This window comes from Sphingomonas pituitosa NBRC 102491, from assembly GCF_001598435.1.
Lineage (GTDB): Bacteria > Pseudomonadota > Alphaproteobacteria > Sphingomonadales > Sphingomonadaceae > Sphingomonas > Sphingomonas pituitosa.
In genome coordinates this window covers 429,636-455,080 of record NZ_BCYY01000002.1, presented here as the reverse complement: position 1 = coordinate 455,080, position 25,445 = coordinate 429,636, and the positions used below count along the sequence as shown (strand labels likewise).

At 67.7% G+C, this 25,445-nt stretch carries 16 protein-coding genes and 1 pseudogene; 14 read left to right on the top strand and 3 right to left on the bottom strand.

Annotated features, from left to right (window positions below; genetic code table 11):
- Positions 1 to 148 precede the first annotated feature (148 nt).
- From SPI01S_RS04575 to SPI01S_RS04560, 4 genes and pseudogenes are all read left to right on the top strand, one after another.
- Positions 149 to 1,168, top strand: a pseudogene (locus tag SPI01S_RS04575) (glycoside hydrolase family 43 protein); the annotation flags it as partial.
- Between the two features lie 289 nt (positions 1,169 to 1,457).
- Positions 1,458 to 4,310 (top strand): TonB-dependent receptor, encoded by a 2,853-nt coding sequence (locus tag SPI01S_RS04570; RefSeq protein WP_066718748.1) that lies wholly within the window; start codon positions 1,458 to 1,460, stop codon positions 4,308 to 4,310.
- Between the two features lie 55 nt (positions 4,311 to 4,365).
- The gene (locus SPI01S_RS04565; protein ID WP_084253248.1) at positions 4,366 to 5,454 is read left to right on the top strand and encodes an arabinan endo-1,5-alpha-L-arabinosidase; all 1,089 of its coding nucleotides are present in this window, start codon (positions 4,366 to 4,368) and stop codon (positions 5,452 to 5,454) included.
- Between the two features lie 127 nt (positions 5,455 to 5,581).
- The gene (locus SPI01S_RS04560; RefSeq protein WP_066718743.1) at positions 5,582 to 6,274 is read left to right on the top strand and encodes a DUF6683 family protein; all 693 of its coding nucleotides are present in this window, start codon (positions 5,582 to 5,584) and stop codon (positions 6,272 to 6,274) included.
- Here the strand turns inward: SPI01S_RS04560 and SPI01S_RS04555 are convergent.
- From SPI01S_RS04555 to SPI01S_RS04545, 3 genes are all read right to left on the bottom strand, one after another.
- Complete coding sequence (locus SPI01S_RS04555) at positions 6,183 to 6,950, bottom strand: GAF domain-containing protein (RefSeq protein ID WP_157084553.1); 768 nt, start codon at positions 6,948 to 6,950, stop codon at positions 6,183 to 6,185. The two genes, SPI01S_RS04560 and SPI01S_RS04555, sit on opposite strands and share 92 nt — an antisense overlap.
- Before the next feature lie 187 nt (positions 6,951 to 7,137).
- Complete coding sequence (locus SPI01S_RS04550) at positions 7,138 to 8,076, bottom strand: 3-keto-disaccharide hydrolase (protein ID WP_245653466.1); 939 nt, start codon at positions 8,074 to 8,076, stop codon at positions 7,138 to 7,140.
- A gap of 196 nt (positions 8,077 to 8,272) precedes the next feature.
- A complete protein-coding gene (locus SPI01S_RS04545) occupies positions 8,273 to 9,553 on the bottom strand; it encodes a sugar porter family MFS transporter (RefSeq protein WP_245653465.1) in 1,281 nt (426 codons plus the stop codon).
- Between the two features lie 235 nt (positions 9,554 to 9,788).
- Between SPI01S_RS04545 and SPI01S_RS04540 the strand changes: the two genes are divergently transcribed.
- The 10 genes from SPI01S_RS04540 to SPI01S_RS04495 all read left to right on the top strand — a co-directional run bounded on the left by SPI01S_RS04540 (position 9,789) and on the right by SPI01S_RS04495 (position 25,427).
- Positions 9,789 to 11,252, top strand: a complete 1,464-nt coding sequence (locus SPI01S_RS04540; RefSeq protein ID WP_066718725.1) for a carboxylesterase/lipase family protein — start codon at positions 9,789 to 9,791, stop codon at positions 11,250 to 11,252.
- A gap of 191 nt (positions 11,253 to 11,443) precedes the next feature.
- Complete coding sequence (locus SPI01S_RS04535; protein ID WP_066718722.1) at positions 11,444 to 14,500, top strand: TonB-dependent receptor; 3,057 nt, start codon at positions 11,444 to 11,446, stop codon at positions 14,498 to 14,500.
- A 94-nt stretch (positions 14,501 to 14,594) separates the two neighbouring features.
- Positions 14,595 to 16,106, top strand: a complete 1,512-nt coding sequence (locus SPI01S_RS04530) for a tryptophan halogenase family protein (RefSeq protein ID WP_066718719.1) — start codon at positions 14,595 to 14,597, stop codon at positions 16,104 to 16,106.
- 169 nt (positions 16,107 to 16,275) lie between these two features.
- Positions 16,276 to 17,295 carry a lysozyme inhibitor LprI family protein gene (locus tag SPI01S_RS04525; RefSeq protein WP_066718716.1) on the top strand — a complete coding sequence of 340 codons (1,020 nt, stop codon included), beginning with the start codon at positions 16,276 to 16,278 and terminating at the stop codon, positions 17,293 to 17,295.
- Between the two features lie 68 nt (positions 17,296 to 17,363).
- Entirely contained in the window at positions 17,364 to 17,768 is a 405-nt protein-coding gene (locus SPI01S_RS04520) for a DUF2946 family protein (protein WP_066718713.1), read from the top strand.
- Between the two features lie 64 nt (positions 17,769 to 17,832).
- Entirely contained in the window at positions 17,833 to 20,181 is a 2,349-nt protein-coding gene (locus tag SPI01S_RS04515; RefSeq protein ID WP_066718710.1) for a TonB-dependent receptor family protein, read from the top strand.
- 14 nt (positions 20,182 to 20,195) lie between these two features.
- Positions 20,196 to 21,587 carry a PepSY-associated TM helix domain-containing protein gene (locus SPI01S_RS04510; protein WP_066718708.1) on the top strand — a complete coding sequence of 464 codons (1,392 nt, stop codon included), beginning with the start codon at positions 20,196 to 20,198 and terminating at the stop codon, positions 21,585 to 21,587.
- A gap of 186 nt (positions 21,588 to 21,773) precedes the next feature.
- Complete coding sequence (locus SPI01S_RS04505) at positions 21,774 to 24,839, top strand: intermembrane phospholipid transport YdbH family protein (RefSeq protein ID WP_157084552.1); 3,066 nt, start codon at positions 21,774 to 21,776, stop codon at positions 24,837 to 24,839.
- A gap of 25 nt (positions 24,840 to 24,864) precedes the next feature.
- On the top strand, positions 24,865 to 25,050 hold the full coding sequence (locus SPI01S_RS04500; protein WP_066718702.1) for a YnbE family lipoprotein: 186 nt from the start codon (positions 24,865 to 24,867) through the stop codon (positions 25,048 to 25,050).
- Positions 25,050 to 25,427, top strand: a complete 378-nt coding sequence (locus tag SPI01S_RS04495; RefSeq protein ID WP_066718700.1) for a YdbL family probable chaperone protein — start codon at positions 25,050 to 25,052, stop codon at positions 25,425 to 25,427. Before SPI01S_RS04500 ends, SPI01S_RS04495 begins: the two co-directional genes overlap by 1 nt.
- Positions 25,428 to 25,445 lie beyond the last annotated feature (18 nt).

Sequence of the window (25,445 nt, the reverse complement as noted above, 5' to 3'; positions counted from 1 at the left end):
GGCGGGAGTTGACGGCCGCAGAAATATGTCAGACTAAAACGCCGAAAACAGCCGCCTGGAACGGGAGGATGTGAGGGTATCGGCACGTTTTGCGGCCGCCTTCATGCTCTGCCGGCTCGCGGGCGGCGAAGCCAAGGCGGAGGACCTGATGCTTACTAGACGCTTCTTTCTGGCCGGTGCCGCAGCTGCTTCGGCGGCACCTGCCCTGGCGCGGACACCGTCCCCCGCGATCGTGAATCCGGTGGTTCGGCAGCGCGCCGATGCGCAGGTGTTCCGCCACACGGACGGCTGGTACTACATGACCGGCTCGGTGCCCGAATACGACCGGCTGGTCCTGCGCCGCTCCAGAACGCTGGCCGGCCTGGCAACGGCGAAAGAGCGGGTGCTGTGGCGGCATCTGGCGAGCGGGCCTATGTCCGGCTTCCTCTGGGCTCCGGAAATGCATCTGATCGACGGAAAATGGGTGATGTACTTCGCCGCGGGCCCCAGCGGCGGCGGCGAGGACGTGTTCCGCATCCGCACCTATGCGGTGGTGTGCGACGGCCCCGATCCGATGACCGGCTCCTGGGCGGTGCTCGGCCAGCTCCAGACGCCATGGGACAGCTTCAACCTTGATTCCACCAGCTTCGTCCACAAGGGCCGGCGTTACCTCGCCTGGGCGCAGCGGGAAGAGGGGATCGAGACCAACTCGAACCTGTATCTCGCACCGCTCGCGACGGCGTTGACGCTCGCGGCGAAGCCCGTGCGCCTGTCGGTGCCGACGCTCGACTGGGAGATCCAGGGCTTCAAGGTCAACGAGGCGCCTGCGGTGCTTGCCCGCAACGGCAAGCTGTTCATGACCTATTCGGCGAGCGCGACCGATGCCCGCTACTGCATGGGCATGCTTACCGCCCGCGCCGATGCGGACATCATGGACGCCGCCACCTGGACGAAGTCGCCGGAGCCGGTGTTCAAGACTTCGGCCGAGCACAAGATTTTCGGCCCCGGCCACAACAGCTTCACCGTCGACGAGCATGGGCGGGACGTGCTGGTCTATCACGCGCGGGACTACGCCGAGATCAAGGGGGATCCCCTGTTCGATCCCAATCGGCATACGCGCATGCAATATTTCCGCTACGCGGCGGACGGAACGCCGGTGTTCGGCGCGCCGGTGGCGAACGGACCGCTCCGCAAGCTCTGAGCCGAGCATCCCCGGGATCGGGCACCGCTCCCGAGGTATATCGATACCGCAGAGAAATGGCGGCGGAGTCTGGCCGCCTCCGTTTGCATTTGTGCGAATCAAAGGCGGCGGCGGAGCTTGTGCCAGATTTGCAACGCTCCGAGAAATTCTACCAACGATAGCGGCAGCGCGCGGCGGCTGGCTTGCAGTCCGGCGTTTTCGTGATAGTTAAAAGTCAGAGTAATGAGCGCAATGATAGCGCCGTCTCGTGAACCTTTTGTCGTGGGGAGGATACCAGATGGTGTCTAAATTGCTGTTTCTCGCTTCGGTGTCGGTCGCGTCGATCGCGCTCGGCGGGCAAGCCAATGCGCAGGTCGCGCCTACTGCCGGCGGAGACGCGCAGCAGCAGGGCGCCGGGCCCGACGAGCAGGCGAATGACGAAATCGTCGTCACCGGCGTACGTGCCTCGATCATCGGCGCGCTCAATCTTCGCCGTGACTCCACGCAGATCGTCGATTCGATCGTGGCCGAGGATGTCGGCAAATTGCCGGACAACAACGTGGTCGAAGCGCTCCAGCGCGTCACCGGCATCCAGGTGACGGACCGCGGGCAGGGCGAAGCTGCCGGCATCCAGATCCGCGGGCTTCCCGATGCGCTCACCACGCTCAACGGCCGCAACGTCTTCACCGCCGCCAGCCAGGCCTTCACGCTGCAGGACGTGTCCGCGAACCTCGTCAAGCGGGTGGACGTGTTCAAGACGCGGGCGGCCGACCAGATCGAGACCGGACTCGCCGGCCAGGTCGACGTGGTGACCCGGCGCCCGTTCGACTTCAAGGGTTTTGCCGTCTCGGCGCTGGTGCGCGGGATCTACGACCAGGAAGCCGACAAGATCAATCCGAACGCGGCGCTGCTGCTCAGCGATCGCTGGGAGACCGGCATCGGCGACGTCGGCCTGCTGGTCAACGGCAGCTACACCCGGTCCAAGTTCCGGACGATGTCGACCACCGCCGGCGCGTTCGTCCCGTTCGCCACGCTCACGCCCCCGGCCGGCACAGGCCTCACCGGCTTCCAACGCATCTTCCCGGCGCAGACCGACCCCAAGACCGGCGCGTTCCTCTCCGGACCGGGAGTCGGCGACTGGAAGGTCGGCCCTGAGACGGGCCTGCCGACCGCCCCCGGATCGACCCTGCCGGTCAACGGCATCGCCACGCCTTATTGGCTGTCGCGCGATGCGGTGTTCAGTTCCGATCTCTACGGCAAGCGCGAGCGACCCTCGGCCAATGCGGCGTTCCAGTGGTCGCCCAACAGCAGCTCGGTCTATACGGCGGAGGTTTTCTACGCGGGCTTCCGCGGCGAGACCTATAACAGCCTGCAGTTCAGCTTCATCGACTTCTGGGCCAATCCGCAGGCGCCGACGCTGTACGACGGCACCAACATCGTGAAGTCGCGCGTGGCGAACAACGTCTATGGCTTCAACAGCGGCGACTATACCCGCAGCCAGACCGACAGCTTCGTCTACGCCCTGAACGGCAAATGGGACCTGGGCAGCCGCGGCGGGATCGTCGCTGACGCCGCCTATCAGACGAGCAAGTACAGAACCGCCTTCTTCGCGATGCGGAGCGACCGCGTGGCGAACCGGATCACCGCCGACTTCAACGCCGGCGGCGGCATCCCCTCCTATCACTTCGACAATGATGCGGCGCTGGCGGACCCGAGCACGTGGAACGTCGCCCAGCTCTACGACAATGCCAGCCGCGACAAGGGCAGTGCGTTCACCGCGACGCTCGACGGCCATTATGGCTGGGATTCGGGATTCCTCCGCCAGATCAAGGCCGGGTTCCGTTTCGACGATCGCCGCGCCTCCAGCGACGTGCGCACCGCCGACGCGGGCGCGCTGAACCGGCCGCTGTCCAGCCTGCCGGCCGGCGCCACCTTCACCAACTCGGACTTCTTCGAGGGGCGCGGGGACGTGCCGACCAGCTGGGTCAACGCCAACGGCTATTACAACTACGCGCATGCCGACGAGATCCGCCGGCTCTATGGCCTGAAGACCTCCGACCAGCTGACCATGACGCGGGTTTTCGACGTCCAGGAGCGGACCACCGCCGCCTATGTCCAGGCGGATGGGGAGCTGTCGATCTTCGGGCGCCCGCTGAAAGTGCAGGGCGGCGTGCGCTATGTCGCGGTGGATACCGACGCGACCTTCGTGGATCGTTTCAACAACGGCGCGGTCTCGCGGGCTTCGCCGGGGTCGGACCGCTTCCTGAGCAGCTTCACCGCGCGCTACGAGATCACGCAGAAGCTGCGCGCCCGCTTCAACTATGGCGAGACGCTGCGTCGCCCGAGCTTCGGGGACATCAATCCCAACTTCTCGCTGACCGGCGATCTCACCAATGTCGGCTACGGCACCGGATCGGCGGGTACCGCCAGTCTCCAGCCGACCACGTCGAAGAATTATGATGCGGCACTGGAATGGTATTTCGCCCGCAACAGCGCGATTACCGTCACGGCTTTCCGACGCGATATCCAGGGGCTGGTCGTGCCGGTCAGCCAGCTGGAGGTCATCCCGAACAACGGGATCGTCGCGGGTGCCACCAACAACTTCGTGATCAGCCGTCCGGCCAATGCCTCCAACGGCGTGCTGAAGGGCCTGGAGGTGGGGCTCACCTATTTCCCGACCTACCTGCCGTCGTTCCTCGACGGCCTTGGTTTCCAGGGCAGCCTGACGGTGCTGGATTCCAGCCAGAACGTGCCGATCTACGACAATGCGGGCAAACAGGTGGGCGAGCAGCAGTCCAGCTTCTTCGGCGTGTCCGACCTCTCGTACAACGCGACGCTCGCCTATGATCACGGCCCGTTCGGCGCGCGGCTTTCCTATGTCTACCGCAATGCCTGGCAGGTGCGGAACGAGGCTCGGCTGTTTGCCAACCCGCTCGGCGTGTGGCGCCGGGCCGAGGCGAGCCTCGACTTCCAGCTGACCGCACGGATCACCGATCGCCTGGGCCTGACCTTCGACGCGGTGAACCTGACGCGCACCAAGCAGCAGGAATATTACCGGTTCGGCGACGTGGGCGACAAGGATCGCTTCAACCTCGGCACGGTGCTGATCCCGCGGACCTTCGCGATCGGCGCACGGTACAGCTTCAACTGATTGCCAGCGGGCGGGCCGAACGGTCCGCCCGCTTCCTTTTCGGGAGACCCCTGACGTGAAGCGCCCCTCTTCGCTCGTACTGCTGCTGCTCGCCTCGGCCTGCGGTGGTGGCAATGCCGCGCCTGCCGCCTCCGTCGCTGCGGCGCCGACCCCGACGCCCGCGCCCGTGCCAGCACCGACACCCACGCCAACCCCGGTGCCGAGCCCGACGCCCGTCTCCATTGCGTTGACCGGAGCGATCAGCCCGGCGCACGACCCGTCGATCCTCAAGGACGGGGACACCTACTACCTGTTCACCACCGGCAATGCCGGCGACCCGCAGGGCCTGCTGGCGCTGCGAACCTCCAGCGACTTGCGGGCCTGGACGCTGCGAGGTGCCAGCTACACGGCGCTGCCCGCCTGGACTCGTACGGCCGTACCGGGCGCGACGGGGATGTGGGCACCCGACATCTCCAAGGCGGGGAGCCAGTACCGGCTCTATTACGCCATCTCCACGTTCGGAAAGAATCAGTCGGCGATCGGCCTTGCTACGGCTGCCAGCATCGATCCGGCGGCGCCGGCCTCCCGTTGGATCGATCAGGGCCCGGTGATCCAGTCGCAGACCGGCGACGATTTCAACGCCATCGATCCCATGGCGTTTGGGGACGCGGACGGCCGCTCGTGGCTGGTGTTCGGCAGTTTCTGGACGGGCATCAAGCTGATCCGCATCGATCCCGCAACCGGCCTGCGGCTCGCCGGCGACGCGGCGCCCCGGGCGCTGGCCCAGCGTCCCGCGCCGGGCGCGGTGGAGGCGCCCTTCATCATCCGCCACGGCGCCTATTACTATCTGTTCGTGTCGTTCGATTCCTGCTGCCAGGGCGCGGCAAGCACGTACAACACCGTGGTCGGCCGTTCGTCCGCACCGGACGGCCCCTATGTCGATCGCGACGGCAAGCCGATGCTGCAGGGCGGGGGGACGCCCGTGCTCTCCAACGGGCAGGCCGACGGCAGCCGCTTCGTCGGGCGCGGCGGTGCGTCGATCCTCCAGCAGGGCGACGGCGACTACATCGTCTACCACGCCTATGACCGGTTACAGAATGGCACCCCGACCCTCCAGATCCAGCCGCTGACCTGGACGGCCGACGGCTGGCCGGTCGCCAGCTAGCGGCGCCACTCGGTCCCCGGCGACCGGCGCGTCTGGACGTGTGTCGAACGGGACGGGCGCCGCTGGGCGGGCCTACGCTTGGAAATCGCGCCGATTATGCTGGGTCCGAAGGAAAGGGGGCAGCGTAATGCAGTTCAGGACCATCGCGGTCATCGCCATGTCGGTCGCCGCTCCGGCTTCGGCGCAGGATGGCGGCTGGTTCGGCCCAGGCGCATTCGACAGCGCGATCTTCAACGCCCAGGCCGATGCCATGCTGCGGCGCTCGCACCAGCGTATCTTCAAGGAAAGCATCGAGGAGTCGCTCGGGCACCCGGTGAACCCGGCGCCGAGCGCGGCACGCCCGGCGGTTTCGCCGCCGGTGGTGCAGCAGGTCGCTGCGGAACTCGCTTCGGGCTTTCCCGCCAGCCAGCGCGGCAAGGCCGCCGCCTTGTTCGGCGATCTTTACCGGCGCTATGGGCAGCTCGAGCGGCAACTCGGCATCGCGGCGGGGGATCCTGCGGGCGGCATCGCCTCGCTGACTGCCGCAAGCTACATGGCGTTCGCCGATGCGGAGGTCAGCGACACGGCGTTCCGCGCGCTATACCGCCAGATGCGCGGTCTGGCGGCCCGACCGGCGGCCGCTGGCGAGGACGCGCAAGGTCGTGTCACGATTGCGATCCTGGCCACCTACCTCGCCGCTACGCGCGAGGCGCTGAAGCAACATCCCAGTACCGAACGCGCGGCGGCGCTCAAGGCGGCGGGCGGCACCTATCTGCGCGCCTTGCTGGGTGTCGATCCGGCGCGTGTGCAGGTCGGCGAGCAAGGCCTGACCCTTCGGTGAGATGGGGTAGGGCCCAGGACGCCGCGGATTGCCAGTGAAGCTTCAGCTTGGTTTCGAACAGGCGCAGTTCCTCGTCGAGTACGGCCACCAGAGCGTCGTCCTCGTCCGCGACGGCGAACCGCATGCGCGAGCACAACTCGGCGATGGCATATTCGGCATGGGCCACGGCGTTGGGCACGCGGTCGATGACCGCCGAGGCATTTCCCGCCAGCGAGACCAGTCGCTCCAGCGCGGCGGCACCGACGTTGCGGGGCTTCTGGTCCAGAAGGCACAAGGTTCCGAGCGCGAAGCCGTCGCTGGTCACCGGGGGCGCCGCGTAACAGGCGCGCACGTTCATCTCGATCACCGCCGGAGCGAACTTGAACCGGGGTTCCCGCCACGCATCGGCCACGCACAGTGGCGCGAATCCGGGAATCTGGATCGCGGCATCGCAGAAGCTGTCCGGCCTGGTGAACTCACGCGGATCGAACTCGTAGGCGACGGCAAGCCACAGCCGGGATCGGTCGACGATGGAGACGGCGGCAAAGGGGAAGCCGGTTTCCGCTGCCGCCTGTTCGACGATGCGCGACAGTTCGGCATCACCGCGCATCCCGAACACGCCACTCGTCAATACCCGGGCCTGTCGGGGAAGCTCTGACAAGGTTTGCGCCGAACTTCCGCAGTCTTGTTGGTTCATGCCGGTCGCCTTCATGAATGAAGGAAAGCGAGCGTGGCGACGGGCGCGTGTGCAATGCTCAAATGGCGGAATAGATGATCTATGTCGCCCTGTAGATTGGATCGCAGGAGGTGCGTGAAATCGCCTGTTGCCAAGTTCAGCCGTGGCGATATTTGATCGGACGAGATGGGCCTACTTCGTCCGGCCCTCAGCCTGTCGTTGCAACGATGCGCGGCAGGGTCCGAATGGGCTCGACGGTGATCCGCCGGAACCAGGTTTCCGCGCCTTCGGACTGAAGCTGGATGTGCCCATGGGTCAGCGGCATGCGTTTGCCATCGGGCCCGATCACCGCAAGTTCCCGCGCCTCGGCGACCGGCACCCCGTTGACGACGTGCACCGCGCGGTCGCCGACGACGTAGAGGTCCAGCGTGTTCCATTCCCCCTCCGCCTTTTCGGCATCGACCGCGGCTTCGACGTTCCACGTCGGCGTGCCGTTGATCATGTCCACCACCCGCCCATCGGTGCGGAAGCGGAGGTGCGGCGCGATCAGCGCGGGGTCGAATGCGGCGGTGGTGTGTGCCCGCAATTGCTTGCCGACCATCACCAGCATTCCCGTCGAGCCCCTCATGATCTCGAACTCCACCGAGGGCTGCCAGGTGCCGAACACCTCACCGGGGCGGCCATGCGTATGGTAGAGCAAGCCGTTGTTCGGCGGCTGGTTCGCGCGCGGTGCCCAACGCTTTGCGCCCCATTTGAACTGCAGCCGCAGATGATAGTCGCGCAGATCGGCGCGGTGCACCAGGCTGCCCCAGGTCTCGCCCTTCACCCAGATCGCAGGCGCGCCGTCGATCGTTCGAACGGCGAAATCGCCGCCGGTATCGCGGGAGGTGCCCAGCGGCGGGGCGCCAGGTTTGCCCCGATAGGTGATGGCGGGATCCGCATAGCCTAGCCAGGGCTGCCAATCCCGGAGCGATCGGCCGTCGAACAGCGCGATCGCCTTGCCGGTGGGCTTCGGCAGGTCGGCCAGTACCAGCCGCTGGCGCGCGGCAGGGGCTTCGCCGGCAAGCGCGCGGGCCTGCTCCTTCGAATCCTGAGCCGGTGCGGCCATCGGCAGGGCAAGCAGAAGGGCGAGCGAACGCAGCATCATCGGCATCCTTGTGCGGCTGGGGGAACCAGGACCCTCCGGTCAGGACGGCCAGCGCGTCTTACCGTGATTTTCGAGCAAGGCTCCACCGGAAAATGTGCGCGCGCGCCGCGGGATGTCCATATTTTCGCAGAAAGGACAGCCATTTACCGCCGGCCGCGGTGCCCACTCGATCAGAGGCGGGCGGGGCGCTCCGGGTTCAGCGCTTGCGCCGCAGCGCTTCTTCCATCTGCTCCAGCCGGATGCCCTTGGTTTCCGGAAAGAAGCGCCACACGATCACGAGTTGGAGCAGGGTGGCCGCCGCGAAGAACCAGAAGGGCAGGCTGCGATCGAAGTCGCGCGCGACGATCGGGAAGCCGAAGCTCAGCACCGCCGCCCAGATCCAGTGGGTCGCGCTCCCCAGTGCCTGGCCGCGCGCACGCACGCCAGTGGGGAAGATCTCCGACAGATAGACCCAGATCACCGCGCCCTGCGACACGGCGAAGAAGGCGATGAACAGGACCAGCAGCGGCAGCAGCAACGCTTCCCGGCCGGTACCGGCGTAGACGCCGGCCACCCCCGCCAGCGCGACGGTGGTACCCGCGGCGCCGACCAGCAGCAGCGTGTGCCGGCCGACGCGGTCGATCAGCGTCATCGCCAGCAGCGTCGCCAGCAGGTTCGCCGCGCCGATCGACACGGCCTGCACGTCCGCGGAAACCTGGCTGAAGCCGGCGGCGGCAAAGATATCGTTCAGGTAGTAGAGTATCGCGTTGATGCCGGTCAGCTGGTTGAAGCTGGCGACCGCGACGGCAAGGAGGATCGGCTTGCGATGGCGCGTCCAGGAAAGCCGTTCCTCGACCGTCGATTCCGCATCGGGTGCCGCCAGTGTCCAATCGGTGAGGCCGATGCGGGCAGCGACGTCGAGGGCCTCGCTCTCCCGGCCGCGGGCGGCGAGCCAGCGCGGGCTCTGCGGGATGGTGAACATCGCGGCCAGGAAGATCAGGCCCGGGACGATCATCACCCCCAGCTTCCAGCGCCAGCCGCTGCCGTCGTCCAGCAGCGCCGCGACCACGGCATTGCTGCAATAGGCCGCGAGGATGCCGCTCACGATCGAAAGCTGGAACAGGCCGACCAGTGCGCCGCGACGGGAAGCGGGGCTGATCTCGGCGATGAACACGGGGGCAAGCACCGAGGCACCGCCGATCGCCAGTCCGCCGATGAATCGGAACAGCACGAAGCTGGCCAGGTCCCAGGAAAGCGCGCATCCCAGCGCGGAGAGCATGAAGGCGATGCCGACCCAGCGCAGCACGGCACGGGCGCCGTAGCGGTCTCCGGGCACCCCGGCGCCGAGGGCGGCGATCAACGTGCCGACCAGCGCGGCGGATACGGCGATCCCCGTGCCCGCAGGGCTCAGCGCAAACGCTTGGGTGATCGGGGTGGTAACCCCGGAGACGACGGCAGTATCGAACCCGAACAACAGGCCGGCAAGGGCGGCTGCCACGGCAATCCTGCTTTGCGAGCCTGCTGCCAAAGGGTGGGTTCCTCTCCCCGTCTGGTGTTTTCGCCGCCTGCAATCGGCGGCCCGGCTGTGACATGTCGGGCCGCAATAACAATCGATTTGCAGTCGGGGCGCAAGCAGCGAACGCCGGAAGTCGGTTGAATTGTTAAATTTGCTGAATAAAATCGCGCCATTCACGGCCCGAAGCGAGAGGCCGTGCAGGGGAGGACCGGTCAGGATGAAGCTGTTGCTCGCGCCGCTCTCGGTGCTGCTGCTGTCCGCTGCCGCCGCGCCCGGGCCCCAGATGGCAGTGACCGGAGGCGTGATCGAAGGGCGCCGGGCCGACGATGGCGCGCTCGTTTTCCGCGGCATCCCCTATGCCGCCCCGCCGCTCGCCGCGAACCGCTGGAAGGCGCCACGCCCGGTTCGACCATGGCGCGGCAACCGCCTGGCAGCGGAGCCGGCGCCGGCTTGTCTCCAGAACGACTACGGCTGGAACAAGGAGGACGCGGCCCACGCCAGCGAGGACTGCCTCACCCTCGACGTAAGAACGCCGGGCCGGCGGGGCAGGCGGCCGGTGATGGTGTGGATCCACGGCGGATCGAACCGCGCCGGATCGGCGCGGGGCACGGTGGAGTCGCGGCTGACGGCGAATGGCGTCGTGCTCGTCGCCATCCAGTATCGTCTGGGCATGTTCGGCTTCCTCGCGCATCGCGGCGCTGCCGCCGAAGCGCGCGGGCATGCCGGCAATTACGGCCTGATGGACCAGATCGCCGCGTTGCGCTGGGTGCGCGCCAACATCGCGAAATTCGGCGGGGATCCCGCCAACGTCACGATCTTCGGGGAAAGCGCGGGCGCGCAGGACGTGTCGCTGCTGCTCGCCGCGCCGGCCGCGCGCGGGCTGTTCGCCAAGGCGATCCTAGAGAGCGGGACGCCGGGCTTCGGCATGCCGTTCCGTTCGCGCGCGGAAGGCTTCGCGCTCGGGGAACAAGCGGAGCGGCTGGTCGGCACGCGGAGCATCGCGGGGCTGCGCCGTGCCCCTGCGGCGGTCTTGCTGGCGGCCGACCGCAAGCTGCATGACCCGGCAATCGCTCGTCCTCATGCCGTGTGGAACGACGACATGGTGTGGCTGCGTACCCAGATCGACGGGCTGGTGCTCCCCCGGTCCCCGCGCGTGCTGCTGGAGGAGGCGCCGCCCCGGCCGGTGATCCTCGGCACCAGCGTCGCCGAGTTCGGTCCGGCGGAAGGATCGATCGCGCTCGGGGATGCCCTGCGCGCGGCGTTCGGCGCGCAGGCCGCCACGGTTGCGCACGCCTATCAGGCGCCGGATCCGCGACGCGGCGGTCCGTTGCTCGCGCTTTCCACCGACCTGATCTTCGGCTGCCCGACCGAACGACTGGCGGCACTGCTCGCGCGCCGCAACTGGCCGGTCTGGCGCTACCGCTTCGATCTTGCCCGCGACGGCGGGCGGAGCAGCCACGGATCCGAACTGCCCTATGTTTTCGACGGGCTCGCCATTGCCGGCAAGCCTGGGCTGCTGCAGCGCTTGTGGATTCACTTCGCAAAGACGGGCGTGGCCGATCCCGCCGCTTGGCCGCGTTATGCGCGCCGCAACCCGCAGGCAGTGCTGTTCGATGCCCAGGGAATGCGGACGGTCGATGCCGCCCCGTCGGAAGCGTGTGCCCTCCACGAGACGCTGTAAAGCGGCGTGGGAGGACCTCTGCGCACCTTCGCATGATTAGAAAGAAAAGTTGAATTATTTAAGTTGACCATTTCGACGCTTTGATCTCTACATGGCGCCAAGACGGCAAAAGCCGCTAGTCCGGGAGGGGATGGATGCGCACCTGCAAAAGGCGCACCAAGGCTGCCTCCCAATGCTTGGGAGTTTGAGATATGGTGCAGTCGTTCCCCCTCCGGCGCAGTAATCTGCTTTGTGCAGCCTCCCTTCTCTGCTTCGCCGCAAGCGGCGCGGCCTTCGCGCAGGATACTGCTCCCGTCGCTGACAGCGCTGCCGGGCAAGACGCCGAGATCGTGGTGACCGGCATTCGCGCGTCGCAGGCCCGCGCAATCGAAGTGAAGCGCGATGCGTCCTCGGTGGTCGATGCGATCTCGGCGGAGGACATCGGCAAGCTGCCCGACGTGACGATCTCGGACTCGCTCCAGCGCATCACTGGCGTCCAGATCCGCCGCGACGCGGGCGAGGGTGCGGCGATCAACATCCGCGGCCTCCCGCAGGTGACCACGCTGCTCAACGGCGAGGCCTATCTCGGCGCCAATTCGATCACCACGATCCAGCCGAACTTCAACGACATTCCGTCGCAGCTCTTCTCGGGCGCGGACGTGATCAAGTCGACCACGGCGGACCTGCTCAACGCCGGGATCACCGGCACGGTGAACCTGCGCACGCGCCGCCCGTTCGACCTCAAGCGCGGCCTCACGCTCGCTGCCACGGCCGAGGCGTCGTACGGCGACAAGACCAAGAGCTGGGATCCCAACGTCAACGGGCTGATCGGCTGGCAGAACGACCGCGTCGGCTTGATCGTCTCGGCCGCCTATTCGGATCTTAACCTTTCCAACTCGCACAACGGCATCCAGGAAGGCTATGGGGCCGCGCTGCACAACGAGGGGTTGGCCGATGCCACCAGCTGTGGCGGCTTCTCGCCCCAGGCCCCCGGCTGCACCGCGACCACACGTCCACGCGGCACGCCGGTCGCGGGTGGGATCGACGTCAATGGCGATGGTGATGCGAACGACACGTTCATCGTGCCGCAGGGCTTCACCGCGTGGAACCGCATCACCCAGCGCCAGCGCCTGGGCGTGAACGGATCGTTCCAGGCCAAGCTGAACGACGCCCTGAGCTTCACCGCTGACGGCTTCTACACCCGCCAGACCCAGTATAACCGCACCGCCGGCATCCAGATGCAGAACGTGAACTGGCAGGCGGCGGAGTTCGTGCCGCTGAAATCGCAGGACACCGGGGCGACCTCGGGCGGCTATCACGTCAACACGACGCAGGTGTACCAATACGATCTCGGCAACTTCGATTCCTATTCCGAAACCTATCGCTGGAAATCGGAATCGCAGAACTACAATGCCGAGCTGAAATTCGACAACGGCGGCAAGTTCCGCGCGACGGTGCGCGGCCTCTACGGCAAGGCTACGCAGAACCAGGACCAGAGCTACCTCCAGTTCAGCGTGAGCAACGGCATCCAGTGGCAGCCGGGCGGCATCGGCCACTATCCGGCGGCGCTGGGCGGGGACCGCGCCTTCAATCCGGGCGGCTATACGGTGAACACGCTGGCAGGACTCAACTCGCTCCGCGCGACGGTGGATTATAGCGGCGACGAGCCCAGCTTCACCCTGCCGGCCCAGCTGACGTCGCTGCTCGGCAATCCGGCCAACTACGCGCTGAAGACGATGTCGTCCGAGGACAATTACCGTCGCCGCGCGGACCTGAAGGTCGGCCGCTTCGATGCCGAATATGACGTCAGCGACACGTTCAACATCACCGGCGGCATCCGCTACAGCGATCGCTCGGTCGACAATTACCAGTTCGAGCGCGTGGCACCGGTCTATGCCGGTCAGGGTGCGAGCAATGCTGCCGGGTGCCTCGTCAAGTGGAAGGCGTTCGACGTTTCGGTCAGGGACTCCACCTGCTCGGCGGGCGATGGTGCAGGCTTCTACACCGCGGGCCTGACGCGCAAGGCCACCGATCCGGTGTTCAATGGTCAGGTGAAGCCGTACAATCTTCCGGCGAGCGGCCTGCCGGCGGTCTATGTCCTCGATCCGCACACGATGGACAATGCCGCGGCGTTCCAGAACAGCTTCTACCCGAACGAGCAGGAGCATCTGAACCCGGGCGCTTCCTATGATGTCGGCATCAAGCAATGGTCGGGCTATTTCCAGCTCAACTTCAAGGAGCTGGAACTGGGGGGCGTCACCGTGCGGGGCAATGGCGGCCTGCGGGTGATCAACACCAAGCTCGACATCCGCCAGAACGTCGTGGGCGGTCCGCTGCCCTATGGCCTGTCGAACCAGGACGGCGGCGACCTGCGCACGAACCGGAACTTCACCGACTTCCTGCCCGCCTTCAACCTCGCCTTCGACTTCACCCCCAAGCTGCGCCTGCGCCTCGCCTATGCGCGGACGATGACGCTGCTGAACCTCGACCAGTGGGGCGGCGGCCTGACCCCGGGTTATGCGATCGACACCTCGACGGGCCTGTTCCGCGTCACCGGCGGCAGCCAGGCGGGCAATCCGCAGCTCGATCCGTGGCGCGCGGACAATCTCGATGCGTCGGTCGAATATTATATCGGCCGCGCGTCGATGATCAGCCTCGCGGCCTTCTACATCGACGTGCAGAGCTTCATCCAGAACGGCATCATCTACCGCAGCGACCTGCCCGACAATGACGGCGTGGTGCGCAACCGCACCGTGCCGATCAACACGCTGGTGCAGGGCGGCGGCGGCACGTTGAAGGGCATCGAGGCTTCGTGGAAGCAGTCGCTGGGCGATATCGGCTTCCTGCCGGGCTTCGTGCGCGACTTCGGCTACGACCTGAACTTCACCTATTCGCCCTCGAGCACGGGCGACCGCGATCTGGCCGGCCAGGAAATTCCGTTCCAGGACAATTCCAAGTACCAGGCCAATGCCGCGCTCTACTATCAGGCGCACGGCATCCAGGCGCGCGTTGCATGGAACTATCGCTCGAAGCGTGCCGTGCAGTCCAACTTCGTCAATGGCCTGACGGGATCGGAACTGTACCAGGCGCCGACCAACTATGTCGACGCGTCGATCAGCTACGATATCACGCCGAACTTCACGATCTACGGCCAGGGCCAGAATCTGACCGGCGAATACGAGAAATACTACATCGTCTATCCGAACGAGCGGGCGTACAACAACATCTACGAGCGCCGCTTCATGGCCGGTGTCCGCGCGAAGTTCTGACCTTCCTCTCCCCGGCATCCCGGTTCCGAGCGGACTGGGGTGCCGCATCTTCCGGGTGCTTCCGCCGGTCGCAGCTTGGCTCTAGGAACAGGACATGCGCGCAGCCGGACAACCCATCCGCTCCATCCTGATCGTCGGCGGGGGAACTGCCGGCTGGATGGCGGCCGCCTTGCTCGAGCGGTTGCTCGATCGCCAGCCCGTCACCATCACGCTGCTGGAAAGCCCCGACATCCGCACCGTCGGCGTGGGCGAGGCGACGGTGCCGGCGATCCGCGACTATTTCCGCGCGATCGGCGTCAGCGAGGCGGAGGTGTTGCGGGAAGCGAAGGGCACGGCGAAGCTCGGCATCGAATTCCGCGACTGGGCACGGCGGGACGACAGCTTCTTCCACCCGTTCGGGCTGTACGGGATCGCGTCGCGAGGCGTGGGGTTCCACCATTACTGGCTGAAGCGGAGGGCGGCCGGCGACACCATGCCGCTCGCCGACTATTGCCTTGCCACGCAGATGGCGCTCCGCGGGCTGATCATGCCGCCGGCCGAAAACCCGCCCAACGACCTCGGCATCTTCGACTGGGCGGTGCATTTCGATGCGGGGCTGTTCGCCCGCTTTCTCGCGCGCCTCGCCACGGGACGGGGCGTGCGGCACGTCGAGGGTACCGTCGCTACCGTCGAGCAGGATGGGGAGAGCGGTTTCCTTACCGGCGTGACGCTGCAGGACGGCAGCCGGATCGAAGCGGACCTTTTCCTTGATTGCACCGGTTTTCGCAGCCTGCTGCTCGGCGGCACGCTCGCCGTGCCCTATGTCGATTGGAGCCATTTGCTGCCGTGCGACCGCGCGGTGGCGATGCCCTGCGCCCATGGCGACGCGTTCACGCCGTACACCCGCAGCACTGCGCTGGCGGCGGGGTGGCAGTGGCGCATTCCGCTCCAGCACCGCGTCGGCAACGGCTATGTCTATGCGAGCGCGCACCTCTCCGACGACGAGGCCCAGGCGGTGCTGCGCAGCCGGCTGGAAGGGGCGGCGCTGGCCGAACCGAACTTCCTCCGCTTCACCACCGGCCACCGGGCGCGGGTGTGGGAGAAGAACGTCGTCGCGCTCGGGCTCTCGGCGGGCTTCCTCGAGCCGCTGGAATCGACCAGCCTCACGCTGATCCAGTCGGGCGTGGAGCGGCTGGGCAACCTGATGCCCGATCGCGGCTTCGCTCCCGAGCTGGCGGACGAGTTCAACCGCATCACCGCGCTTGAATATGCCCGCATCCGCGACTTTCTGCTGCTGCATTACTGGGCGAACGGCCGGACGGGCGAGCCGCTGTGGGATGCATGCCGCGCGACCCCGCTGCCGGACGAACTCGCGCACAAGGTACAGCTGTTCCTGAGCCGCGGGGTGTTCGCCCGGTATGAGTGGGAGTCCTTCCGCGATCCCAGCTGGCTGTCGATGTACGCGGGGTTCGACCTGTTGCCCCAGCGCTACGATCCGCTTGCGGACCATTTCACCGACGGCGAGCTGGACGGAGCCTTCGCCCGGATGCGGGAGGCGCTCGGGCGAGCGCTGGCGCTGGCCGAACCGCACCGGAACTATCTCGAACGCATCGGCGCGATCGCGTAAGGCAGGCGCCCGCTCTGCGCGGGAAAGGGAGAAAGTCTTGAATTCCTTTGCATTGGTCCCGTTTGCGTTGACGCTGCTTTCGGCTGTTCCGGCGGCAGCACCCGCTTTGCCGGCGGCGCAGCAGTCCGCTGCCGGGCCCAGCTTTTCCTGCGCGTCGGCCACCACGGCGATGGAGAAGGCAATCTGCGCCGATCCGAAGCTGAGCGCGCAGGACCGCGAGATGGCGCAGCTCTTCGCGATCGCGAAGCAGGGGGCGTTCGGTAGCGGCGCATCGAACCAGCTGGCCGCGCAGCGCACCGCCTTGCAGGCCATGCGCGCCTGCGCTGCCCCGCGCGCGTCGGAACCGCTCGCCGCCTGCCTCGGGGCGCGCTACGCCGTTCGCAACCAGCGACTGGCGATCGCTGCCCTCATCGTGGCCCCGGCGACGTCGCTTCCCTTGCTGCGCGCGCGAGATCCGGCGTTCGCGCCGATCCTGGAGGCGGTGCAGCTCTGGTCGGAGGCCCCGGTGGATGCGAACTGGTCCGCGCCGGAGCGTGCGCGCAGCCGCGCGAGGATCGCGACGCTGCTGCAGCCCTATCTCAAAGCGTTGCAGACCAATGCCGACCAGTCGTTCGGAAATTCCATCCTGTCCGATCCGGTGAACGACGGCATCGCGGTGCGAACGATCGACGACCTGTTCCGTTCGGAGCGGCACTTCTCGGCGTTCCTCAACGTGCTGGGGCCCTATCTGGACGAACCGAAGCTTGCGGGCATGCCGCGCGACCTGCCCTGCGCGGCGATCGTCCGGCACCCGAAACTGCTTGCCGCCAATGGGCCGGTGTTCGGATCGACGATGGACAATTTCGTTCTCCGCAACGACTGCAGCGAGAGCCTGCCGCCGCTGCCGTCGCTCGATGCGCTGGTCAAGAAGCTCAACGCCCATTGGCCCGAATGCGAAGGCACGATCCGCTTCGCCATCTATAGCGGCTTCAACCAGGACGTGGACCGCGCCCGCCTGGGTTCGCCGATCGCGACCAAGGCCAAGGCGCTGCCGAGCCGCAAGGGCGTCAGCCCGGCGGACACCGCCGCGGCGGAGCGCGAGCTCGCGGCCTATTACGTTGCCAATCTCCACGCCGCACCGGCGGCCGCGGCGACGATGGCGCGGACGGCGCTCCTCCCGATCCTGGAGGATGCGCATGCCTGCGACTGAGCGGCCGGCGCGCGCGCGGGGTGCGGAACCGTTCGACAAAATGCGACGGGCTGCGTAGGCGGGCTTCCGTGTTCGCTCTCCGTCGCCTTCTGCTGGAGCATCGCCTGCTGTGCGGCTGGCTGATCGCTGCCGCGCTGCTGATGAAGGCGGTGCTGCCGGCGGGCTTCATGCCGGTGCATGCGGGCGGCACGCTCGTGCTGGGCTTCTGCTCGGGCTATGGCCCCAAGACGATCGCAGTGGGGATTCCCGAACGCGAGGATCGCTCCAGCCCGGACGAGCATAGGGCCGCGGGCGAGATGCCTTGCGCCTTTGCCGGCCTCGCCATGCCGGGTCTGGCTGCGGTCGATCCGGCGCTGCTCGTGCTGGCGATCGCCTTCGTCCTCGAACGCGCGATCCGTACCGCCGCGGCGATCCTGACCATCGCCCGCGTCTATCTGCGACCACCGCTGCGCGGACCACCGCGCGCCGCCTGATCCATCGTCCCCACTTCGTGCGTTCGTGCCCACTGCGCCGACGCACCCGGATCAGGAAGTTTACATGTCCAAGCTATTGTTTTCGGCGGCCGTCTCGGCCGTCCTCTGCGCATCCGCCGCGTCTGCGCAGACCGATGATGCCGCGCGCCGCGCCGAACTGCTCCGCCAGCGCGCCGCGATCGATGCGGAACTCGCACGGCTCGATGCCGCCGCGCCGTCGGCCCGACCCGCACAACCAGTCGCCGCGCCCGCCGATACGGACCGCGAAATCTTCGTCACCGGCAAGGCGCTGTCGCTGACCACGCGCGTCAGCGGCCAGACGGTGACCACCGTCGATGCCGCTCTTTTCCGCAACACGCCCGCGACGACCATCGCCGATATCGTGCGCCTCTCGCCGGGCGTCGCGGTAACCCAGGGCAACGGCCCGCGCGACGTGAGCGTGTCGGTACGAGGCTCCAACGCGCGCAACGGGTTCGGCGCGCGCAACCTCCAGGTGTTCGAGGATGATTTCCCGGTCACCCAACCCGACGGCCTCGCCCGCTTCGACCTGACCGATCCGCATGCCTATGGCGCGGTGGACGTGGTGCGCGGGCCGTCCTCGGCGCGCTACGGCAATTACGCGCTGGGCGGCGCGATCAACTTTCGTACCCGGTCGGGCCGGGAGATCGACGGCGTCGAGGCCGGCTTCGACGTCGGCGGCGACGGCTTCGCCAATCTCTACGCCGCGATCGGTCGAGGCAATGCGGACCACGACGTCGCGGTGTTCGGCAGCTATGTCCGCGGCGACGGCGCCACCGGGCACACCGGCTACGAGACGGGTACGCTCAACGCGCTGGCACGCTTCGAGCTCAGCAGCCGCGACCGCGTCGCGGTGAAGCTGATCTACAATGAAGGCGATTTCCGCCTGTCGACCCGGCTTTCGTACAACCAGTATCTGGCCAACCCCTACCAGCAGGGCTGCCGGACGGCGGCGGCCGCCGCGCCAGGCTGCGGGACGATTTCGGTGCTGGTCAACGGCGTGAACGGTGCGCGGATCGCGCAGACGGCGGACGAGGGCGATCTTGCCCGCAACGATCGCCGCACGATCGTCGGCACGCGCTACGAACATGATCTGGGGCCTGACACCACCTGGCGAACCCAGGCGACGTTCGACAGCCGCGTCGTCAACCAGCCCACCAGCGCGACGCCGTTCAAGGGGACGCTAGACAGCTACAACCTCACCTCGGACATCACGAATCACGGCCGCGTCGCCGGCATGGCGGCGACGACTTTCCTTGGTATTTTCTATAATTACCTCGATAATCAGAGTTTCAGCTTCAACAAGACGCCCGGCGGCCGCAACGGCCTTGGGGCGCTGACCCAGACGGTGTTCGGCGATGTGCGCAACCTGGGGGTGCGGGCGCGCGAGGAACTGCAGCTCACCAATCGTCTCCAACTGATCGGCGGCATCGGTGCGGAGCGCTCGATCCTCGACATGCGCCAGACCGCCTATGGCTACCCGGTCGGCGCCGCCCCCGTTCTCAGCCTCATCGCTGCCAACCGCCATTTCACCAATGTCGCCCCTGAAGCCGCGCTGTTCTGGCAAGCGGTGGACGCGGTGCGGCTGCACGCGCGGGTGGGCACCGGCTACGGGATCCCCCAGGCGGGCAATCTGTTCGTCACGGCGGCTGGCGTGGCGGGCAACAACGCGAGCCTCAAGGCGCAGCGCAACACCGGGGTCGACCTCGGCGTCGAGGTTGCGATCGGCACTACCTTCAAGGCCGAGCTTACCGGCTATTACGAGTGGTTCACCAACGAGCTGGTCAGCCAGTCGGCGGGGGTGAACCTGCTCGCCTATACCTCGAACGTGCCGCGTTCGGTACATCGCGGCATCGAGGCGGGCCTGCACTGGCAGCCGATGGCGGGCGTGAAGCTGGACGCGAGCTACAGCTACAACGACCAATATTATACCGACTTCCAGGAACGGCTTACCGCCGGCACCGTGTCACGCCTGCTCGATCGCGACGGCAAGGCCATCCCGGGCGTGATTCCGCATTTCGTGAACCTGCGGGCGGGCTATGACCAGCCGAGCGGGTCGCTGCGTGGTCTTGGCGGTTTTGCCGAGCTTTCCCATCGCGACCGCTTCTACGTCGACAACGGCAACCTGCTGGCGATGCCCGCGGCGACGCTGGTGAACCTGAACCTGCACTATGATCCACCGCGCGGAAGCGGGCCGCTGTCACGGCTCGGCTTCTATGCCTCGGTCCAGAACCTGTTCGACGTCACCTATGTCGGATCCGCGTCGGTGATCGCCAACAGCCTCGCGGCAGGCACGGGTGCGGAAAACCCCGCAGCGGTGCTCGCCAACACCACCGGCTCGGTCTACGCCGGGCAGCCGCGCACGGTCTATGCCGGCGTCAAGGCGCGGTTCTGAAGGGGGAGGGGACCATGCAGCAAACCCATCACCGCCGCTGGCCTGGCACCGCCACCGTCTGGCGCTGGCATTTCTACGCCGGCCTGTTCTGCATACCGTTCGTTCTGTGGCTGGCGGTCACCGGCTCGATCTACCTGTTCCGCCCGCAGGTGGAGGCGCTGATCGACGCGCCCTATGCCAATCTGCCCGTCACCGGCCCGCGCGCTTCGGCCGCGGACCAGGCAGCTGCAGCGGTGCGGGCGGTGCCGGGGTCGGTGCTCCACCGCTACCAGCTGCCGGCCACCGACCGGGAAGCGGTGCAGATCATCGTCGGCAAGGGGGCGCAGGAAACGCGCGTCTATGTCCATCCCCAGACGCTGGCCGTGCTCAAGACGGTGGACGAGGACCAGCGGCTGATGCGGGTGATCTTCCGGCTGCACGGCGAGCTGCTGGCGGGTACGATCGGTTCCTATCTGGTCGAGCTGGCTGCCTCCTGGACGATCGTAATGCTCCTGTCCGGCCTGTTCCTGTGGTGGCCGCGGCACGGGGGGCTGGGCGGCGTCGTCTATCCCCGGTTGACCGGCGGCGGTCGCCGCTTCTGGCGCGATCTGCACGCGGTGACCGGCTTCTGGGTATCCGCCTTCGCCCTGTTCCTGCTCGTCTCGGGCCTGCCCTGGGCGAAGAGCTGGGGCAGCTATCTGAAGGCGGTGCGCGGGGTGGTGGAGGGCCACCCGGTGCAGCAGGACTGGACCACCGGTCGCGCCGAGGAACTGCGCCGGCGCACCGCCGCCGACGCGGGCACGCGGGCGATGATGGGCGAGCATGCCGAACATCACGGCATGGCGATGGCGCATCCGGCGGTTTCCTACGTGCCGCTCGATCGGCTGATCGCGACGCTGGGGCCGTTGCGGCTGGCAACGCCGGTGCTCGTGGCGCCGCCGACGGGCCCCGGCCAGCCCTGGACCGCCAAGTCGGACGCCGCCAACCGGCCGCTGCGGACCGACCTGACGCTCGACGGCGATACCGGCAGGCTGCTGTCGCGCAAGGACTTCGCCCATCGACGGCTGGTCGACCGACTGGTCGGCTACGGCGTGGCGATCCATGAAGGGCAGGCGTTCGGCTGGCTCAACCAGCTGCTCAATCTGCTGACCGCGCTGGGGCTTATCCTGCTGGCGGTGAGCAGCGTGGTGCTGTGGTGGCGGCGCAGGCCGGAGGGCGTGCTGGGCGCGCCGCGGGCGAGCATGCCGCAACCCGCCGCCCTGGCCTTCTTTGCACTGGTGATCGCGCTTGGCCTTTTCCTGCCGCTGATGGGGATCAGCCTGCTCCTCGTGCTGGCGGCGGAGCGGCTGGTGCTGGTCCGCCTGCCTGCGGCGCGCCGCTGGCTGGGGCTGCGGGATCGGGCCGCCCCCGCGCGAGCGGGTGGCTAGGACAGGGCGCCACCGGATCGGGGAGCACGGCGCTTCCACGGAACCTTTGCGTCGCCGGATTGCTATGGCTAGGGGCCGCACGGTCAAGCGGCTGGAGCGGGCGTGAACCGGAGCAAAGACGACACCGACGCCGACGCGCGTCGGCGGCATGCAGGAACACGGGCGAGGCGACGGCGTCGCCTGGCCGTGGCATTGCTTGCGCTGGTGTCCGCAACGGTCGCCACGGCATGGCTGCAGCGGCGGACGATCGCACAGGGCTTTGTCGACCGCGAGCTGGCCCGGCGCGGCATAGCCGCTCGCTATACGATCGAGCAGCTATCTCCCTGGCGACAGCGGCTGACCAATGTCGCGATCGGCGACCCGCGCGACCCCGACCTGACCGCCGACTGGATCGAGCTGCGCACCGCGCTCTACCCCTGGCGTGCCGAAGTGCTGGTGGTGAAGGCGGGCAAGGTGCGCGCCAAGGGGCGGCTGGTCGACGGCACGCTGTCGCTGGGATCTATCGACCGGCTGATGCCGCCGCCCTCCGGCAAGCCCTTCTCCCTGCCGCGGCTCAGCGTGGAGGTGGCCGATGCCCAGCTGCGGCTGGACAGCGGTGCGGGTCTCGTCGTCCTCGGCCTGCGCGGCAAGGGGCTGCTGACCAACGGGTTCGACGGTACCGTGCGGGCGCAGTCCGCGAAGCTGCGTGTCGGCAGCTGCGACCTGCTGGGCGTTCGTGGTGAGATGCAGGTTCGCATCCGCCGGGGCGCGCCGAGCCTGGCCGGGCCCTTGGCCGCGCAGCAGCTGGCATGCGCGGACGCCCGCGCGGTGCAGCCGCGCGGCGATCTCCAGGTTACCCTGGATGCCGCGCTGCACGGCTGGCAGGGTTCTGCCCGCCTCGGGCTGGCGTCGCTCACTTCCGCCTATGGCAGCATGGGCGGTGTCGCCGGCCGGCTGGACTTCGCCGGCGACCGCGCGCGGACGACGGGAATGCTCGACCTGCGCGGCGGCGCCGTGACGGCCGAAGCCGGTGGGGCCGGCTCGGTATCTGTTTCGGGCCGGTATGCGGTCGGCGATACGACAGCCTTCGATGGCACCGTCGCGGTGCAAAACGCCGCCGTCGGGCCATTGCTGCTTCGGCATCTTGGCGGCTACCGGGGGCTCGGACTGGGCACCCCGGTCGCGCCGCTTGCCGCAAAGCTCGTGGCGGCGGCGGAGGCGGCAGGACGGCACTTCGAGGGTTCGGCCGCGATCGGCTTCGCGACTCGTCGGGGCGGGGCGACCGTCCGCCTGCAGCGCCTCGATCTGTCCGCGCGCTCCGGCGGGCGGTTGCGCTTCGGCGGCGACGGGGGCGCCGTGCTGGACCTGCCCGATGGCTCCTTCGCGCTTGCAGGCCGGCTCGCGCTCGGCGGGGGCGGCTTGCCCGACGTCACGCTCGACCTTCTGAGGCGACCCGGAAGCGACCAGCTCCAGGGAACCGGCACGCTGCGGCCTTATGCGGCTGGCGGCGCCCGTCTCGCTCTTGCCGACCTCCATTTCCGGGTCCGGGGGCGTTCGGGCTTGGCGAGCAGCGTGGCGACGCTTTCCGGTCCGCTGGGCGGCGCGCACATCAAGGACCTGTCGATGCCGCTGCTCGCGCAGTGGAACGGCAACAGCCTCCTGGTGAACCCGGCGTGCCAGACGCTTGGTTTCGCGCGGATCGCGTCGCCCGGCATGGTGCTGCGCGGCCACCGTCAGCGTCTCTGCCCGGTCGGGCCGGCGATGCTCGCCTGGCGCGGGCGAGATCTGGCCGGCGGCGTCCGCACTTCCGGCGTCGCGCTCGCGGGCAGCATGGGAAGCACTCCGCTGCAGCTTGGGGCGGATGCGGTACGGGTGGATCTGGCGCGACGTTCCTTCACGCTCGGGACCGTGGCCGTGCGCATGGGCACGGATCGCCCGACCCGGCTGGACATCGGGCAGCTGCAGGGCGCGTTCGGCGCGACGCTGGGCGGCAGCTTCGAGGCGCTGGGCGGGCAGATCGGCGCGGTGCCGCTGGTACTTTCGCAGGGTAGGGGGCGCTGGCAGGCGGACGATGGCGGGCTCTCGCTGGTCGGCAGCTTCCGTCTCGCCGATGCCGAGGCGACGCCGCGCTTCGAGCCGCTGCTTGCGCCGAACGGGCAGTTGCGGTTCTCGGGCAACCGGATCGAGGCGCAGGCAGCGCTCGTCGGGACCAAGCGCGCGGTGGAGGTCGCCAAGGTATCGATCACCCACGATCTTAGCGCGGGCGCGGGGCAGGCCCTGCTCGACGTGCCCGGCCTTCGCTTCCGGCTGAACGGATTGCAGCCGACCGATCTGACTCCGCTGACCCTGGGCGTGATCGCCGATGTCGACGGCCTGGTCTCCGGTACCGGTCGGGTCGCCTGGTCCGGAGAGGCGGTGACCAGCACGGGCCGGTTCGCCGCGACCGATGTCGCGCTGGCGGCGGCGTTCGGCCCGGTGCAGGGGCTCACCACCCAGCTCGACTTCGCCGATCTCCTCAACGTCCGGACGGTACCCGGGCAAGTCGCGCGTGTCGCCGAGATCAACCCGGGCGTGCCGGTGCGCGACGGCGTGTTCCACTACCAGCTGCTCGACAGCCGCCGGGTACAGGTGGAAGGCGCGCGCTGGCCCTTCGCCGGCGGCGAGCTGATCCTCGATCCCGCGACGCTCGACTTCAACGAAGCCGGCGAACGGCGGATGACCTTCCGCGTGAAAGGCGTCGACGCCGCATTGTTCCTGAAGGAGATGGCGTTCGACAATCTGGATGCCACCGGCACCTTCGACGGCACCCTGCCGATGATCTTCGACGCCAATGGCGGCCGGGTCGAGGGCGGCGAACTCCGCGCGCGGGCGGGCGGGCACATCGCCTATGTCGGCGAAGTCTCGCGGGAGAATCTGGGAACCTGGGGCAACATGGCGTTCCAGGCGCTGAAATCGCTCGACTATCGCAACCTCGCCATCCGGATGAACGGGCCGCTGGCGGGGGAGATGATCACCGACATCCGCTTTTCCGGGCTCAGCCAGGGCACGGGCACCAAATCGAACTTCCTCATCCGCCGGCTGGCGCGGCTGCCGCTGGTCTTCAACGTCCGGATCAACGCGCCCTTCCGGCAGCTGCTGGACTCGGTGCAGTCCTGGTACGATCCCCGTCGCCTGATCGAGCGCAACCTGCCGGCGTTGATCGAGGAGCAGAAACGTGCAGAGGAAGCGGGCAAGCCCACCGTTCAGCCCGCCGAAAGCACACCCCGTCCATGAAAGGCATGTCTATGAGCTTGGAAGCATGAAACAGGTTCCGCCCCTCGCGTTCGCCATCTGCGGCATGGCGCTGCTGGGCGGCTGCGTGACGGTCAACGCGCCCGACAAGCCGATCGTCATCAACCTCAATATTTCGATCACCCAGGAAGTGGTCTATCGTCTCGACAACAAGGCGAAGGCCATCATCCAGGACAATCCGGGGATTTTCTGATGCGACAGTTGCTTTCCACCTTCGGCATGGCGGCTGCGATCGCGGCGGGCATGATCGTACCGGCGTCCGCACAGCGCGACCCCGCCTATCAGGCCGCGCGGCAGCAGGGCCTCGTCGGCGAGCAGCCGGACGGCTATCTGGGCATCGTCGGTGCGGCGACGCCCGACCTGCAGGCGATCGTCAACAACATCAACATCCAGCGCAAGCGCCAATATACCCAGCAGGCGGCGGCCAGCTCCACCGTGGAGCAGATGGCGTTCGTCACCGGCTGCAACCTGATCCTGCGCACCGCGCCCGGCGAGAAATACCGGGCGCCCGACGGCCGCTGGCTCACCCGAGGGAACGACGCCCCCGTCCGCGATCCGCGCTGCCTGTAATCCGCCGCGGCGGCTGGG